The sequence below is a fragment of the Spirosoma daeguense genome, assembly GCF_054776875.1.
This window is the reverse complement of sequence record NZ_BAAHBF010000003.1, coordinates 762,086-779,124: the sequence shown is the minus strand read 5'-3', so window position 1 is coordinate 779,124 and position 17,039 is coordinate 762,086. Positions and strand designations below refer to the sequence as shown.

Genomic DNA, 17,039 nt, shown 5'->3' with positions numbered 1-17,039 from the left:
ACGTTTGAAAATTGGAAAGACAAAGATGGCTCGGCCAGTAGCTCAACAAAAGGACAGATTTGCACACACATTTTGGTTACATTATTTGTGAAGGAAATGCGCCCACAATTCAAAAGTCATTTTCATATATTCGGAAATGGATTTTCTGGAAATTTCCAAAACCGCTAAAGGGCGGGCTCGATCAACAAAAAAATGGGCAAAAACAGGGGGTGTTTTTGCACAATCATCTAGAAAACAGCACATTAACTCTAAATCAGGGTGCAACTTTTTCAATAAAGTTAACTAGCTGATAATCAACCGCATTATCTCAGGGCGCTCGGATGGGGTATATAAGCACAATTTTGGAAAGTAGTAATCAGTGAGAATTCTGGAAAGTGGAAATTTCCATCCAGTAGGCGTTGAAATCTTTATGGTTAGCGTAGAGCCGTGAACGGTCAATGACCCCAATACCTAATTTACACAGTTCATTAAAGGCTTCCTCTCCTGCCCGATCATTATCCAAATACGCGTTAATTTGACCGTATTGCCGCAAAATGGGTAGCGCACTTTCCAAATTGGTTGTGGAATTAAGCACCAACGTTGGCCACCTGGGAGCGGCACACCGATAGTATTCTAAGGCAGACAAGAAGTCAAACATGCCTTCAAATACATTGACCACGCTAGCCGTTTGGCTTTCCCCTATTGATGTGTGTCCAGATGGCCCAAGATTGCGTTTGGCTCCTACGCCGTTACGTAGCGCATAACCGCCTTTGTCGTTCGCAAAACCCAACGCAAACAGGTTTTTACCACCTTGCTGAAAGTAAACCTCCTGGCAGTACCGACGAGCGATGGGAAAGCTGATTTGGCGGCTTTCCACGTAGCGAATCAGATGAGAATTAGAAAGTAACTTGACTGAGCGAATTTCAGTAGTGATACTTTCCTTTCTTAAAGGCCCACTAAAAGAAAAGAGAGGTTTACTTTCCAATCCAGCAAATTGGCTCAGCCGTTCAACAGCCTGGGCAAACCCACAGCCGTCTAATCGTTCGACTAGGCGAATCACATCATCCCCCGTTTCGCTGGAGCCGAAATCTTTGTAACGATTAATAGCCAGGTTAACCGAAAAGGAGGGCGTGTGTTCCTGGCGGAAAGGAGACAGGTAAACAAACCGTTGACCTCGTTGGGCAATGGGCTGAAATCCTCGATAGGCCAGATAGTCAGTAATGGCTACTTGCTTGGCCAGTTTAATAATTTGAGAGTCTATCATATTGACTTTTTTCTTAGTGGGCAAAACCAAAGATTATTTGGAGGCTAAAAGCAACAGTGTATGCGAACGGGCGAACGAACGCGAACGGGGGGTATATAGCGTTCGTGCGTTCGCGTTCGGTTTTTAGGCTCGTTTTCAAAAGCACCATTTGGGCCGCCAAATAATATTCTGTTTTTTGACCTAAAATGCAGGAAAAACCAAATTGAGGTAGTTTTGGAGATTGGAGAAGGTTTAGAACTCGCTTTTGTCCAAGCGAATGACCGAACGAACGCGAACGCGAACGCCTTATATATATATAGTTCGTTCGGTATATATATTGGGTGGTGCTCATTCGTTCTATTGTCCAATTTTGAAGTCTATAGTCATACCTTCCGTGTCAATTGGGTAATAGACCTCCCCATCGGCTGTCTTCTCTTCCCGTATCAAATCGTATTTTAACAAAGCGGCTAGGTTGCGATTGCATAGAGCGCGTTCGGCATCTTTGCCAGTAGTGGGGTTCTGGTAAAGCTTGATGCTCTCTTTAAGATCACGTTCGGTCTTGCTGGCTACGTTGAGAAAGCATCGGCTTCGTAGTTGGGTCAATTCGCTGATTCGCGCCCGGTTTTTGTCTTGAAGTTGAGCGCGTTCACTAGCTGTCAGGATTCGGTGAACCGGACGGTGTGTTTGCGGGTCAAAGCGGAAAGCAATGGGCTCAAAATCGGCGCTTTTACGGAGAAAACGGCTTTTAATATAATGCTCCCCCTTTTGACGATCTTTCTCAATACCGATAGCCCCGGATGCTTTCCGTTCTAACTCACTGCCTAAATGGCCTCGTAGTTTGGCTTCCTGACCGGCTTTGGTAGGATTCTCGTGAATAACTAGAATGATACAGGTATCCAACTTCCCGGCCATACTCATAATCCAGCGTACAGTGTGATTACTTTCTTCTTCATCGTTAGGCTTGCTAACCAGATCGGCAATACCGTCGATAACCCACAGATGAGCGTTGGGATGTTCAGTAAAGAGAATATCCATACCTTCCCGACACTCTTTGGCCGTAAATTCCCGCCAGTGATAGGTATGTAAGTAGGTCGGTTGATCGTTGGCTCCTATGATGCTTTTGACACCTTTAATAAAGTCCTGCGTGTCTTCTTTGCTGCCTTCGGTATCAACATAAATAACATCCAGCCCCCGACAATATTCCGAGCGAATTTGCAAGGTATCTAGCTCCAGGGGAATGTCTTCTAATAAAGCAGTAGCCACTACAAATTGCAGAACAGTCGTTTTACCTGCTTTACGTTGGCCAGTAATAACAGAAAAATCGCCCCGTCGAGCGAAGGTAGATGCCCCTACCGTTACAACAGGCTTGAGCTTCTTAACAGGGGTGCGATCTGTAATACGGCTGTCTCGAATTCGGCTTAACAAAGTAGCCTGGCTTAACACAGTTTTTTGCGGCCCTTCCTGAATAGGAATAGTAGTTAATCCGTTGATATTCACTATATTTGCAAATATTTAACTGAAAGATGATCAATAGAGTAAGCCCCGCCAATATTGGCAGGGCTTCTTTGTATTAATTGGTCGGAGTAAGTAAAGCGAGAAGCTTTCGGTTTTGGCGTTTAATGGCTCTGAGTTGATCCCGCAGCTCATCAATCTCAACCAATTGCAACCCTAGCAAAATGATTTGCCTGTAAATGCGCGCTTTTAGTAGCTCAGGCTCATCCGGTAACTCCTCCAGGCTATGAAATGGATCTGTAGTAGGCATGAGTTAGCTGGCTTTCTTGATTTGCTCTTGTTGCTGAATCCGCTTAAACTCCTTTATGACCGTTTCCCTACGTCCTTTGTAGTAGTGCTGCTCTGTCATGTATGTACGGCTATGCCCCATCATTATAGCCGTTTGATCTAATTTAAAGCCGCGTTCTTCGGCAAACATGGTGAAGGTTTTCCGAGCTAAGTGAGTGTGTAATGTTTCCTTGATACCAGCTACGTTACCAATCACTTTTAGCCATTTATTCATTTTCTGATTGCTCAATACAGGCAACAAAACGCCCTTTATACGGCATATGGGATGGTAGCGGTACTTATCAAGAATAATTTTTGATTCGGGAAAAATGGGCACAAACGATTGTTGTCCAGACTTACTACGATCTTTTAAAATGCATTGTATATCATCGACCGTCACTAAGTAGTCTTTGGTCAAGCTGGCCACATCTGCATAGGCCAATCCTGTGTAACAGCAAAAAAGAAATACATCCCGTACTTCATTGAGAGTTGACTCAACGAATTGAGTTTTCTGAATAGTCTCCAGGTCTTCTATTGTCAACGTCTTTACTTCTTTGCGTTGCTTATTTAACCGAGCCGCTTGCAACACGTTACGATCACACCATTCATAGGCTACAGCATAATCCAATACTGATTTTAGAAATTGAATCACCTTTATGGCGTAATTGTGGCTACTCCTACGCTCCCCTTTTACATACCCCAATAGCTCATAATGAACAGCAGGTTTAAGCACTTCTAGAGTAGCATCTTTACCATAATAAAGCGTTGTAAAGTCCGTAATGATGCGGGTATAGCGTTGGTATTGCTTGAGAGTGCTTAACGTAATGCCATTCCCTAAAAGCTTGCTTTTTTGCTCCGTCCATCGGATTAAAGCTTCAACTATAGTAGGCGTATGATCATCATGGCCACGTAGCCCTAACGCAATGTCCCGAATAACTACAGGCTCAATACTCCTACCTGTTAACTCTCTCTCTTTAAATACCTTGAGTATTGTGGCTTTTAGATCAATGAGACGTGCAGTATTATAAGAGTCATTAACAATCTGGAGTGTTTTCGGATTGAAGTCAGAAACATCAACCCGGATTCCAAGCGATTTAAAAGGGCTTGTTTTTCCGTTACAGCGCACTCGAAATCCTATAGTCCGGCTTTCTTTACGGACAAAGAAATTAACTGAACATACCGCAAATTTGACGGCTGTAGATCGCTTGAGACGACGCTCTGCTTTTGCATACTGTTGCTTGAAATTCATACTTTTACGTTTTCAAATTTTAGAATTAGTAAAGCCCTACGACCTTGATGTGGTAGGGCTTTCTGCTTTATAGCAGATCAGTAACTGGAATACCAAAAAAATCAGATAATGCGCGGGCTTCATAGCCAAAAACGGGCTTTTCACCACGTAAAAGCTGGCCAAATCGTTTACGGTTGATGCCAACTTTAGAATAGAATCGTTGATCGGGTTTGAACTGCCCTCCAATCTTATCTTGGTAACTGGTATAAGCTACCCCAATTAGATTACTAGCTATTTTATCCATATAATACTGTTTATTTTATCCACAATACTAATAATAATAACAATAATATACAAGGAAAATCAATTTAATTAATGTCTTTTTTGATAATAGCTATTGATAAATAGTAAGTTAATATTGCGTATATCTTCAGTAGAATGGACTTATACGAGAATATTAAAGCTTTACGTGCAGCAAAAGGAGTGTCTCAAGCAGAGATAGCACGAAAGTTAGAAATTGACCCCTCCGCATATCATAGACTTGAACATAGGGGTAATAAAATAAGTATCGAGCAAGCTGAAAGTATCGCTTCTGCTTTGGGGGTTTCACTTATTGAACTTCTAACCTGGGGTCAAAGAAAGGATGATTACAAGGATAACAGCGAAGCAAAGGATGAGATAAAACCTTATCAAGAGAGAATAAATGAACTCGAAGATAGGCTAAAAGATAAAATCAAGATTATCAGCACCTTAGAGAGAGAACTTAAAGATGTATCTAAATTAATAGCTGTTCGTATTAGGGATAGGATTGACCTTACAGCTTTGCAAAAAAACATTGGAACAGTTGTTATAAAGTACAGAGGTCGTAAGGAAAGCTCAACTATAAGCGCTCAGGAGTATAATAATAGTAAGACCCTAATGCCTTATGAAAATCCATATTTGTACTCTACTGTGCTTACACATGAAGAGATAAGAACGGTTTTCTTCCAACTAATGAAGAGCTCGATTTTTCACGATGTTATGGAAACAGTCATTCACGAAGGCTTACTTGAAGATGATGAGTTAGAAGAACTTTATATGGAGTATTTCAACGTAAAAGATCAACTCTAAACAGCTCAATTTTACAAATACGTTCACATTTTGTTGCGCTTAGTCACAGTGTAAACGGGCTTAACTATGTGTAATTGACGTTTAATTGGTAACACTCTAAAGAAAGCTCGTTAAATTTGAAGTCACATTGAATCAGATATAAAAAATAAGGCTTTGATAATCAGTGCAAAAGTAGTGTAGAAAGCAGACCCTACGAGTGCACGAAGCAGAGCCTAAAGCCGTCATACATAACGTATGGCGGCTTTTTGGTTTCCTAACCCGTTTCCGAATGGGAACTCCACAGAATTTCACTAAAAAGGTCTTTATTAAGGATGACTACATTAAAAAAGACGGGACTTGCCCTCTATACATTTATATTTCTGTAAATGGTACCGTTTATCTCTAAAGCTGTCATGGCCACCGGCCAAATTTGGAAAAGACGCCGGAAAAATCTTACCCTGGCAAAAGGATAATTTAGACCTTTCGGACTATCAATTGATGATTTATACCGAAGTCAACAAAGTCAATGGGATATTTAAGTAATATCGATTGAGTAGCAAAACGCTAACGATTGAGCAATTAATTAAAGATTTCAACCGCTATACTTCCCGGAAAGATTTCTTCACGTTTTGGCTAAATGATGTAAACGAACGATTGAAGCGAAAAAAGATTGAACTCGGAAGCCGGAATGGATACGTAGCAACTCTTAACAGCCTGAAAGCTTTTCGGCTAAGTGAACAGACAAAAATCAAAAAGAAGACTAAGGCCGCTGATCTGAGTATTGAACCCGAAACGCTACAGCTACCCTTCAATGTCTTAACTCCTAAGTTGCTTGAAAACTTCCGGGCATGGATGAAAGCAGAACGCGGGAACGTTCCGTCCACAGTTGAAAATCATATGAAGAATTTGCGGTTTTTTGTGAAGCGGGCATTGATAAACGGCAATGTGTTTGATGACCTGTTTAAAGTAGGCAAAATTGTCAGACCCGAAACTTTTCCAGACGCCCTAACAGAAGAACAACTTCAGCGATTGACTGCCCTATTTAAAGACTCCCAGCCGCCGGATACCTGGCAAGCAGTTTTACGGCATTTTTTGTTTTCCTAGGGTTACGTATTAATTGAAGTTTCGCTGCCACAGACCACCTGATTCCGTTGCCAATTAATCACCCCCTTCACAGCGAAAATGAAGACAATTCGCTGATGAGAAGAAAAATAAAGTGGTCAATTTATACCGAAATCACCCGTCACTCTTTGGCGGAATCAGGTGGTCAATTTCACCCTAATTACCACCCCTACCAGCTACTTATAGGACGCATTCCTGTTTTGTTTACAAGACAATATTTAGTTAGCCTTAGCTTATTTCTAATACTTATTACTAGTTTTAAGACTCTAAAAAAATCATATGAAACACCTTTTTATTGTCATTTTATCCTTTCTAAACATTGTCCAAGTATCAGCCCAAATAGGTTTTGGAGGCAAACCACACCCTTCTGCGGCTCTGGATGTACCCGCTACCAACAAAGCCTTTTATCCACCACGTATGAATTCTTCTGAACGGATGAGCATTATCAATCCACAGGCAGGTGCTTTCGTTTACGATACAGAAAAAGGAACGTTTTACGTGTTTAACGGGCAAAGCTGGTCACCACTGGCGCTTGCCACTCCAAACACATTACCACCGCTTACATATACCCCTTCTGAAAGAGCGCAGGGAAGCCAATTTGGACGATCAGTTGCGATATCTGGTAATTATGCTATTATTAGCTCTCCAACTAAATGGGTAGGATCAAATCACGATCAAGGCGCGGCTTATGTGTTTACACGTAATAGTTCAGGCTGGACACAGCAGGCCATGTTGGCCGCTCAAGATGGTGCTTCAGGCGATACTTTCGGGCAAACTGCAGCCATTTATGGTGATTACGCTATTGTAGGATCTCACCATAGTACAGTAAATGGAAATGAACATCAGGGTGCTGCCTACATCTTTGTTCGCAGCGGCACAACCTGGACCCAGCAGGCCAAACTAGTTGCTGAAGATGGTACGGCGGATGATTGGTTTGGACGAAAAGTGGCTATTTACGGTGATTATGCTATTGTCAGTGCAGATAGGCAAAATACAAATGGAAGGAATGATCAGGGAGCCGCTTACATCTTTGTCCGTAACGGTTCAACCTGGACCCAACAGGCCAAGCTAATTGCTGAAGATGGCGTTGCGAATGATTCTTTTGGCAGTTCAGTATCTATTTATGATAATTATGCACTGGTAGGGGCCAATAGTAAAAATGCCGTTTACATCTTTGTTCGCAATGGTGCAATCTGGACTCAACAGACCAAGCTTGCTTCGCCAACAAGCACCTCAAGTGAGCAATTTAGTTTTGCCACGGACCTTAAAGATAACTATGCTGTAGTTAGCAAACCTGCACCGTTTTCACCCAACATCGCGGAAGTCTATGTTTATGTTCGAAATGGCGTTAACTGGTCTCTTCAAAGTACAATAACCTATCCTGATGTGGCAAATACCGGCACTACCCTTCCCGATTATTTTGGTAATTCTGTTAGTTTATCAGGGAATTATCTACTCGTTGGAGCACCTGGCATCGACATCAATGGAAGGCCAGACCAGGGAGTTACCTACATCTTTTCTCGAAATGGAACCAGTTGGAATTTACTCCGCAAGCTATCGTATACAGATGACAGTACAACGCCTTCAGAGTTTGGGACAGGCGTTAGTATTGAAAACGGCACTTTTATTATAGGTGCTCCTGGTAGTGAGGGCTCAAGAGGTAGAATAAAGATTGGTACTATTGATTGATTGTACGGTTGGTTCGGGAAATCAGGGGCCGTATTAATTATCCCACCAAGACCTCCCAAACCAGCGGCAAGCCAGATACATTATATAGTTTCGGCCTCTGCGATGCGGCCGGGCTTTGTTCATTCGATATAACAACTCCTGATCGGCTAAATACCGGGCGTATTTTGCTCCCAAATTCGCTTCAGACAAGCGGTTATCATACCAATAATCATGCAGAATACACGCCCGGTTGTGCCGACCGATTGGCGAGAAGAAACTTCACAGCCAAGGTGGTACGCTGGCAAAATCGGTCACGTATCCCGCCGGTACTTCTACCGTCTCGGCGGGCGTGGTAAACTCCAATGGCTCCATAACCGCCCATCGGTCGGGCTTTGGGTTTGACCTCCCCCAGAAAAGCGTTCCGGTATAAAGTTGAGAAAATCGGGCGATTTCAATTAATATAAGCACAAGTACAACCGCTAAATTAACTGAATTTGAAAGCACAACATTTTTGGGCCAGTGGGAAGTATCAGCAGATGATAAGACATTAACGCTTAAAAATCTGACGCCACAACCAGCTGACACTAATGGCAGCATTCAAAATGTTATTAGAACATTGTCAGATAATAACCTAACTCTTATTCGAAGTAGTACTAGTCCTAAAACAGGTGGCAGTGTTGATGAATATCAACTGGTAAATCCCTAGCTATAATTAAGAAAGGAACAGGAGCTATGACTTCTGTTCCTTTTGCTTTTGAAGCACCACCGCCTGACAGGCCAAACCTGTTTCGATAACGGAGATTCTGTTAACGTAGTAGCTATAGTTATCGTGACTATATTTTTTGTGCGGCCATAGATCAACTTTCTTCATTAACGATCTCTGAACAAGTTTCTACAATAACTCAGCCATCATCTTTGACAAGGCTTAAAACGTTGTCAACGATTAATCTTTACGAATTAATTTATCTATAGTTCGCAGATCATTCCTCTATGCCTCCAGCGAAATTTATAAGCCATTTTGCTTAACTAATTCTCTTTTTTTACCTCTTGATAGGCTAAAAAAAACATCAAATAATATAAGTATTATTAGTTGTTTATAAGTATTATTAATATTATATTTAATACATGAAAATCAGCGAAAAAACACCCCAAAAATGCCTTCCAATTGGCCATATTATCGGCGAAAAAAATCGTCTGACAACGCTGCCATGCATCTATTTCCTGATGGATGCACAAAACCAAATTGTCTATATTGGACAAGCTATAAACTTGCAGTCGCGGCTACTGGAACATAGAGTGTCAGGGCCGAATTTTGAACGGGTGCGCTTCCATACTTGCGAAGCCAATGAACTGAATCGACTAGAGCAAGAAGCCATTGCTCGATACAAATCCAGAGACAATCGGCCACCAAAAGCCGTCTCTACATCTGGTTGCTTAAGTAAGTCGCTGATCTGCCTCAAATACAATCTCTCTACCACTGCTTTCGAGCGGTTACGGGAGGCTTTTCAGTTACATCCTGTCAGTGTATTTGGCAATACGAATTATTACAAACCCGAAGAGGTGGAAGCATGGGTAAACCGATTCAAAGGCTTGGTAGGCTCAGGGAAATATGTGCTTCAGACCATGCCTACCTACGTAGCAGTTGGCATCAGTACCCGAACAAAACTCATTCAGGTTTATACAAAACAATAAGTCAGTTATAAGACGCTACGTATCGCCCCTGCCAGAGTCGCATAGTACTTATCTGGCAGGGGCGATACGTTGTATACACTCTGTATGAACGTTATGTCTGGCATTCTATGCTCAGTTAAGCACCATCAGCGATTTTGGCACAGATCTCCCAGTTGCACCACTACGTTACTGCCTCCATACCCGACACAAATCTGCAAACGCAGAAAACCCTTACTCATTGATTTTAATCGGGTTAGCTCTTATTCCAGCACGCTACGTTATCCGATGGCGACTTCGAGATAGGATGTGTGGTCATTGCAGGTTGTTAAGATGACAAACAACAAAACCACAATTCACACTCTGAGAATCCGCAAGAGAAAATACAAGCACTGTTCAGTTCACTTATAAATAGGAATTCATTGGATCGATAGCACTTTAGATTTGATTTTGCCCGACTCAAGCCGATTTGTACCCCGCTTGGGCTTGATAAATTCTCTGTCCCAGACACCGGCCTCTACTTTTGGTTCGTAGTTTAACCTTAAACAAATAAATACTCATGAAACTAAAGTACTGCATTCCATTTGTTTTGTTATTGAGCCGTGGGGCTCTTTTCGCCCAAACAAACTATGTAGAACGAGCCTATAACTCAACTGCTCCAGGATCCTTGAATACAATAGTAGGTGGAAACGCTGGAAATATGAGCATGAGTGGCGGTAGTAATGCCTTCTTCGGTGCCAATGCCGGTAGTACCAATACATCGGGCACATATAATACCTTTCTTGGCTATTCTACGGGAACTTTTAATACAAGTGGACAGGACAATGTGTTTGTGGGATCAGTTGCTGGTGTTTATAACACGACGGGCAGTAATAACACCTTTGTGGGCAGATTGGCAGGTAATTTAAACACAAACGGCAATTACAATACCTTTCTGGGAAGTGATGCAGGCAGAGACAACACATCCGGTGCTTATAATACATTTGTGGGTACTAATGCCGGCATCGTTAATAAAGGAAGTAATAACTCCTTTTTAGGGACTAATGCCGGACAAGCGAACACTACAGGTGTCTATAATGTATTTTTAGGCCGATCGGCGGGCTTTTATAACACAACGGGTGTCAGTAACGTATTTGTAGGCTATCAGGCTGGCTATAATAATCTCACCGCTGGAGCCAACGTATTTGTGGGCCATCAGGCCGGATTCAATAATAAAACCGGCATTGGGAACATGTTTCTGGGTCAGCAGGCTGGAGCCAACAGCAATGGCTCCTATAACTTGTTTGTGGGAAATGGTTCTGGAAATGGGAACCTCTCAGGTGAAGGCAATACCGCTCTTGGTGATGGTTCGTTTCTCAATAGCACTAGTGGGGGTGAAAATACTGCTATTGGCCGCTATGCGGGCATTAACAATACGACCGGCTCAAAGAATACCTTCATTGGTGTTGCGGCTACCAATCCGCCCGGTAACGGTAACCTGACCAACTCAACGGCTATCGGGTATAATGCCTCAGTGACGGCTTCCAATGCCATGATTCTGGGCAACAATCAGGTGAATGTAGGTATAGGCAACACAGCTCCCAATAACAAGCTGGAGATTACCAAGGGGACTGCCAATCAGTCGGGGCTTCGCTTTACGAATCTGACCAGCTTATCGCCCGTCAGTATGGGAGGGCAAACCAAATTTTTAACGGTCAATGATATAGGAGATGTAGTGTTGGCTTCCACATCGGGAGTACCTCTTCGGGAAGGACTAACTGAAACTCTTTGGCAGCAGAAAGGACCATTCATTCAGGCAAGCAAAGGCGATGCGGTAATTATAGGTACTAACGTAGCAAATACTCCTTCAGGCTACAAACTCTTTGTTGAAGATGGCATCCTGACAGAAAAAGTAAAAGTAGCCGTAAAAAATACCTCGGAGTGGAGCGACTATGTATTTGATAATTCATACAAACTGAAAGAACTATCAGAAGTAGAGAAATTCATACAGGCCAACAAACATTTGCCGGGTGTTCCGTCGGCCAGTGAGGTTGTAGAACAAGGCATTGATGTGGCCAAAATGGACGCCAAACTGCTGGAGAAAATTGAAGAACTGACTCTTTACCTGATCAACCTGAAGCAGGAAGTCAATTCACTTCGTGCTGATACTAATCTTGTTCAGGAGGAAAATAAACTCCTAAAACAAAAATTACGCACCATTGTCAAAACCAGATAGACATAACAGGATAAAAAACATCGTCATGAATCGACTCATATTCTCAATTATCTTGCTGGTTTCATGCAGTACGTATGGCGTGGCTCAGGAAATTATTACCCAAACAATACCATCTGGTCAGAAACAGCGTAAACACTCATCTTACAACCTGATAGCCGCCAACCATATCGAAGCATTGGCAAATGGTACGTATACAGCCGCTCAGTCCGTCACGCTTCAACCTGGTTTTCTGGCACAAACAGGGGCTGTGTTCTCCGCAATAATTCGCGCCGAACACCCATTAAGCGATGAAGCGGCTAGCCGACTGAGTCTTCGGGCTTTTCCTAATCCGTTTGGAGCAACCACGCGCATTGAATATGTACTTCCTTATAGCTCTTATGCAAAAGGAACACTGATGGATATACAGGGACATGTAATTCTCAGTCAGGAAAATGCTGTCTGGCAGGAGGCTGGCCGTCACGTACTGAGTGTATCTGGCGCTAATTTACCCGCCGGAACATATATTTATCAATTGCAAACAGGTAGACATCAACAATCCATTCGCCTGATCAGGCAGCCGTGATTGTAGCTGAATAAGCGTGATGGTGACAGGGCAATAGCCCATATTCTCTACTGAATTGACAAAAGAGCCTATTGCTTAAAGTCGATTTAGTAGAGAATTTTCTGTTGAAGGAGCGTTTTTCAGAAATAGAAAGGGTCTGATAGTCCATTAAGTTATGGACTATCAGACCTCACACATAGAGCCTATTCAGTAGCAAACGATCCGCTTGATCAATGTATACCAATCATCGGTCAAACCATTTCTTAAAAACAGGGGCTTTTTCACGACTGATATCTACTTCCAGCTTTAAGGGAGCCTTAAGCAATAATGTTAACTTCTGGTTTTCGTGTAGCCGAACCCGACCAATAGCGTCGGTATTAACAATATGTTGCCGGTTTGCCCGGTAGAACTGACTGGGATTCAGTAATTCTTCAATTTCTTCAAGGCTATTATAATCCAGAATATGCCTTTCTCCCGTAAATGTGTATAGCATCAGTACATTCTCTTTGGCAAAACAGGCTATGTCTTTTGTCTTGATCGGAACCCATTGATGCCGCACACTGACAATGAATATCTCTTTATAAGCAGAATTGGTTGGTAAACCTGTCGATAATGCTCGCACCAGAGAAGTGAGGTCAGCGGGTAATGCAACTGGTTTATCTAATAACGCCCGACATTTATCGATTGCCCCTTTAAGCTCTATTTCATCAACGGGCTTGAGCAAATAATCGATACCATTGGCTTTAAATGCCCGAATTGCATATTCGTCGTAGGCCGTCGTAAAAATTACCGGACATGTGAGTTTGTAATAATTGAATAAATCGAAGCTGATACCATCTCCCAATTGAACATCCATGAACAGCAGGTCAGGTTCCGCATTTTCCATAAACCAGTGGCGAGCCGTTTTCAGACTAGGTAGCACTGTAACAACGTCTACGTCGTCGGCTACATCGGCAATCTTTACCTGAAGTTCACGGGCTACCAGGGTTTCATCTTCGATAATTACAGCTTTCATAAAAGAGGAATATTGACAGTAAAGAAATTGGCATCTTCCCGAATAAGTACGGGTTTATCGGACAGATACTGATAGAAGGATCTCAAATTAGCCAGCCCCTGCTTATTGCTGGTTTCTACGAACGTCTTCTTTTGCAGATTATTCTGGACAACCAATTGGTTATCCTCTACAAAAATCGAAATGTATAATGGTGCGTCTGTGGTAAGAATATTGTGCTTAATGGCGTTTTCAATCAGGTTCTGCAACGTAACGGGCACAATTTTAGCCGTATAAAAGTCTTCATCAACGGTAATACGTACTTGCAGCCCTTCCTCAAATCGAGTCTTTTGCAGGTTTATATACATCCGTACGTAGCGAAGCTCATCTCCTAGTGATACCAGTTCCGTATCGCGATTTTTGAGAATATAGCGATACATTTTGCTAAGGCTATCCAGAAATCGTACGGCTAGTTTCTGATCGATACGTATCAAACTACTCAACGATGTCAGACTATTGAACAGGAAATGCGGATTCAGTTGCTGTTTTAAGCTCTCATACATAACCAGCGCTTTCTCTTTCTCCAGAGAGTTCGCTTTGCTTTGCAGTTCATAAATACGTCGATTACTCCGGAGCTGGTTCCGATAATACGCATACACTGAGCCAACAAACAACAAAATCAACCCAATCCGAAACCACCACGTAGCATAAAAAATTGTTTCGACGTAGATGGGTATAGTTAACTCTGGTACATTCGTATCACCTGTTCGATTGATGGCTTTAACCCGAAATACATAGTTACCACCCGGCAGATTGGTATAGCCAGCGTATCGGCGACGCTCAGACTGTATCCAGTCGACATCCATTCCCTCCAGTTTATATACGTACTGATATCCGTCTGGGTCTTTATAATCGAGAATCGTAAACTCGAACGAACAACTATTTTCATCAGGTTCTAGCCGAATAAACCCATTTCGGGCGAGTTCTTTTTGGTAGTAATATTCATGTCCATACACTTGAAACGACGTAATAACGGGCGTTTTGTCCTGTTTAGGTACGCGCAAACTGGCAGGATGGAATCGGTAATAACCGTTTTCAGTCGATAAAGCCATATAACCATTTGGTAGCCGATTAAGCGTATTACCAACACTCGACTGCGTAATGCCATCCTGAAGCCCATAACTGTCGATCCGGTGATTTTTCGGATTAAGCGCGCAAAGTGACGTCTCTGTTATACACCAGATTTTACCGTAGTCATCCTGATTCATCTGGTATACGGCATCTCCTTTTAATCCATCCTGCGCCGTATATAACCGCAACGCCACTGGTTTTGCCTGATTAGCATTGTAAACCAGCAGCCCAATATCAGTTCCAACATACAGATAGCCTTTTTTATCGACCAGTAAAGACAACACGCGCGAAGGGCTGGTTCCGTTATAAGTCAAAGACACTCGCTTAAATTGTCGTAATTTCGCATCAAAAAACGCCAGATACGTATCCCGTCCACCTACCCAAATGCGTCCCTGCGTATCTATTGTTAAACCTCTCACTGAGCGGGTTCCCAACGATTGGTTTGCTGTGGGAGCGTAGTGCGTATAATGTTCCTGCTGTGGATCATACCGAAACACGCCATTATTCGCAGTGGCCAGCCAAAACATGTGCTGACGATCTTCCTGTATGAGTCGAAAGTAATTGGTTTGAACCTGACGCGACCAGATAGGCGGTTGTTTAACCTTCACTAATGTTTCAGTTGCCTGATCAAATCGGTACAAAAAATCGCGCGATACAACCCAGATATTTCCCCGGCTATCGGCCTGAACATCTAAAATAAACTGAAGCTGTTCACCTAATGATATATCGACGGGCAAGTTCTTCTGTTTACCTGTCTGTTTGTTATAGACCTGCAAACCATCGGCCCACCACGTACCAATTAATCGATATTTGTCATTCTCAAAAACGTTATTGACAATATGGCTAGTGGAGTGATCCAGATGCTTAACTTTCACGGGTACGTAAGTAAACGGTTTTATCCGTGGCCAGACAGCCAAAAGCCCATCGTCGGCATTCATCCAGAATCCACCAGCCTGATCTTTGAACAGATTATAATAGGCCAGAAAAGGAAACTTTGTTCTATCTTTTATGAATTTGAACGTAGCGGTAGGTATATGAAAATAGCCAAATCCCCTATCTAGCGAGGTGACCCATAATGTGTCTTTTCCCTGTAGACTGAGCCCCATTATTATGTTGGTTGTCGGCAGGATTCGCTTATCGAATTTGAAATTTTTCCATTCGCCGGTTTTGGTGTTGTACGACGAAAGGCCTCCTGCCCACGCACCCAGCCACAATAAATCCCCATCAACGGCATAAGGGCCGAATACGTCGTCGTGCATATTCAGCCTTACACGGGCTGGCGGATGATGCAGAGCCTGCATCCGATGCTTTTTTCGGTCAAACGTATAGAGGCCATCGTGCGTAACTAAGTAAAATTTACCATCGGGAGTTTCATAAATCTTATACAGAATATTGTAGCTCTTCAGATAAGCCTGTGCGGCAGCATCGCCCTTATACGTAACAATATTATACCGTTTTGTCTGTCCGGTTTGGGGGTCCAGATGCACCAGACCTTCGCCTTTTACGCCAAGCCATATTTGATTCTGGCGGTCGGCATAAATGCCTGTCACCTCCAGGCCCTGAAAATTATGGCCTTCTACGTTACGTAGCGGATAATGCGTAAAGCGTCCCCGGCGCGGATTATAGCAACTGACTCCACCATTATACAGCCCAATCCAGATATTTCCGTCCTTATCTTCGGCCAGCCGGTTAATAGAATTACTAGCCACAGAATTACTATCCTGTAGATTTTTCCGGAACGTAACAAACGTATGTCCATCGAAACGGTTCAAGCCGTCGGGCGTGCCAAACCACATAAACCCTTGCCGATCCTGCATCATACAGCGTACGTATCGGGCACTCAGCCCTCTACTTTCGTCGTATTGAACAGTACTAAACTCCGTCTCCTGTGCCCGAACGGTTACTACGTTTAGTATCCAAAGTACCCAAAACAGCCTGGGCACTGTTTCCAGAATTCCCTTCATAAAACATGACATCAATAACCACTTTAATGCATTGTGTCCAGGCTTCTTCTACAGCCAGATTCCAATCAGTACCCAGCCCCTGCTGCAATGTCCAGAGTAAAGTTTTGCCTATTTTCCGGTAATGATCGACCGTTGCCCAGCTTCGGCTCTCGCCAATACCGTTCAATGCTTCTTTAAGAGTTTGTGGTCGTTCCAGTCTACTGACAATAATTGATAACATACTCAACAACTGCGGATATTGACTGGATATGTCTTTGGGATATGAGCGACGTAGATTGGGATAATCCATAAACAATTTACTGTAAAACACATCGCCAATCAAGGATGGGTTCATGTTCCGGAAAATCCCCCAGGTAGATTTAATAATCTGAATTTGATCGGGGGTTAATATCATAGGTAGCGTATAACTAATTCGATTTGC

Annotated in this window: 13 protein-coding genes and 1 pseudogene; 6 read left to right on the top strand and 8 right to left on the bottom strand. The window is 42.8% G+C overall.

Features of this window, described 5'->3' with window-relative positions; all coding sequences use genetic code 11:
- Positions 1–355: 355 nt before the first annotated feature.
- From ACYVD4_RS12185 to ACYVD4_RS12170, 4 genes are all read right to left on the bottom strand, one after another.
- On the bottom strand, positions 356–1,243 hold the full coding sequence (locus tag ACYVD4_RS12185) for a CHC2 zinc finger domain-containing protein (RefSeq protein WP_460945878.1): 888 nt from the start codon (positions 1,241–1,243) through the stop codon (positions 356–358).
- 336 nt (positions 1,244–1,579) lie between these two features.
- On the bottom strand, positions 1,580–2,719 hold the full coding sequence (locus ACYVD4_RS12180; RefSeq protein WP_460945876.1) for an AAA family ATPase: 1,140 nt from the start codon (positions 2,717–2,719) through the stop codon (positions 1,580–1,582).
- A 268-nt stretch (positions 2,720–2,987) separates the two neighbouring features.
- Positions 2,988–4,250, bottom strand: a complete 1,263-nt coding sequence (locus ACYVD4_RS12175) for a site-specific integrase (protein ID WP_460945874.1) — start codon at positions 4,248–4,250, stop codon at positions 2,988–2,990.
- Positions 4,251–4,317: 67 nt separating this feature from the next.
- Positions 4,318–4,533, bottom strand: a complete 216-nt coding sequence (locus ACYVD4_RS12170; RefSeq protein WP_460945872.1) for a hypothetical protein — start codon at positions 4,531–4,533, stop codon at positions 4,318–4,320.
- Between the two features lie 134 nt (positions 4,534–4,667).
- On the opposite strand from ACYVD4_RS12170, the gene ACYVD4_RS12165 reads away from it, so the two are divergent.
- The 3 genes from ACYVD4_RS12165 to ACYVD4_RS12155 all read left to right on the top strand — a co-directional run bounded on the left by ACYVD4_RS12165 (position 4,668) and on the right by ACYVD4_RS12155 (position 8,129).
- Complete coding sequence (locus tag ACYVD4_RS12165; RefSeq protein WP_460945870.1) at positions 4,668–5,339, top strand: helix-turn-helix domain-containing protein; 672 nt, start codon at positions 4,668–4,670, stop codon at positions 5,337–5,339.
- Between the two features lie 528 nt (positions 5,340–5,867).
- Entirely contained in the window at positions 5,868–6,422 is a 555-nt protein-coding gene (locus tag ACYVD4_RS12160; protein ID WP_460945868.1) for a phage integrase SAM-like domain-containing protein, read from the top strand.
- A gap of 297 nt (positions 6,423–6,719) precedes the next feature.
- Positions 6,720–8,129: an FG-GAP repeat protein gene (locus ACYVD4_RS12155; protein ID WP_460945866.1), complete on the top strand. Its 1,410-nt coding sequence runs from the start codon at positions 6,720–6,722 to the stop codon at positions 8,127–8,129.
- Between the two features lie 33 nt (positions 8,130–8,162).
- Here the strand turns inward: ACYVD4_RS12155 and ACYVD4_RS12150 are convergent.
- Positions 8,163–8,480: pseudogene (locus ACYVD4_RS12150) on the bottom strand (DUF1353 domain-containing protein).
- Positions 8,481–9,233: 753 nt separating this feature from the next.
- Here ACYVD4_RS12150 and ACYVD4_RS12145 point away from each other — a divergent pair.
- The 3 genes from ACYVD4_RS12145 (at position 9,234) to ACYVD4_RS12135 (ending at position 12,553) form a co-directional block, all read left to right on the top strand.
- Complete coding sequence (locus tag ACYVD4_RS12145) at positions 9,234–9,800, top strand: GIY-YIG nuclease family protein (protein WP_460945864.1); 567 nt, start codon at positions 9,234–9,236, stop codon at positions 9,798–9,800.
- Between the two features lie 643 nt (positions 9,801–10,443).
- Positions 10,444–11,991 carry a TMF family protein gene (locus tag ACYVD4_RS12140; RefSeq protein WP_460945862.1) on the top strand — a complete coding sequence of 516 codons (1,548 nt, stop codon included), beginning with the start codon at positions 10,444–10,446 and terminating at the stop codon, positions 11,989–11,991.
- Between the two features lie 25 nt (positions 11,992–12,016).
- Positions 12,017–12,553 (top strand): T9SS type A sorting domain-containing protein, encoded by a 537-nt coding sequence (locus tag ACYVD4_RS12135; protein WP_460945860.1) that lies wholly within the window; start codon positions 12,017–12,019, stop codon positions 12,551–12,553.
- Positions 12,554–12,776: 223 nt separating this feature from the next.
- Here ACYVD4_RS12135 and ACYVD4_RS12130 read toward each other — a convergent pair whose 3' ends face one another.
- From ACYVD4_RS12130 to ACYVD4_RS12120, 3 genes are read right to left on the bottom strand one after another with little or no spacing between them, the layout of a single operon-like run.
- Positions 12,777–13,547: a LytR/AlgR family response regulator transcription factor gene (locus ACYVD4_RS12130; RefSeq protein WP_460945858.1), complete on the bottom strand. Its 771-nt coding sequence runs from the start codon at positions 13,545–13,547 to the stop codon at positions 12,777–12,779.
- Positions 13,544–16,597 (bottom strand): ligand-binding sensor domain-containing protein, encoded by a 3,054-nt coding sequence (locus ACYVD4_RS12125; RefSeq protein WP_460945856.1) that lies wholly within the window; start codon positions 16,595–16,597, stop codon positions 13,544–13,546. Before ACYVD4_RS12125 ends, ACYVD4_RS12130 begins: the two co-directional genes overlap by 4 nt.
- Positions 16,527–17,012 (bottom strand): globin domain-containing protein, encoded by a 486-nt coding sequence (locus ACYVD4_RS12120; protein ID WP_460945854.1) that lies wholly within the window; start codon positions 17,010–17,012, stop codon positions 16,527–16,529. The genes ACYVD4_RS12125 and ACYVD4_RS12120 overlap by 71 nt, the downstream gene beginning before the upstream one ends.
- Positions 17,013–17,039 lie beyond the last annotated feature (27 nt).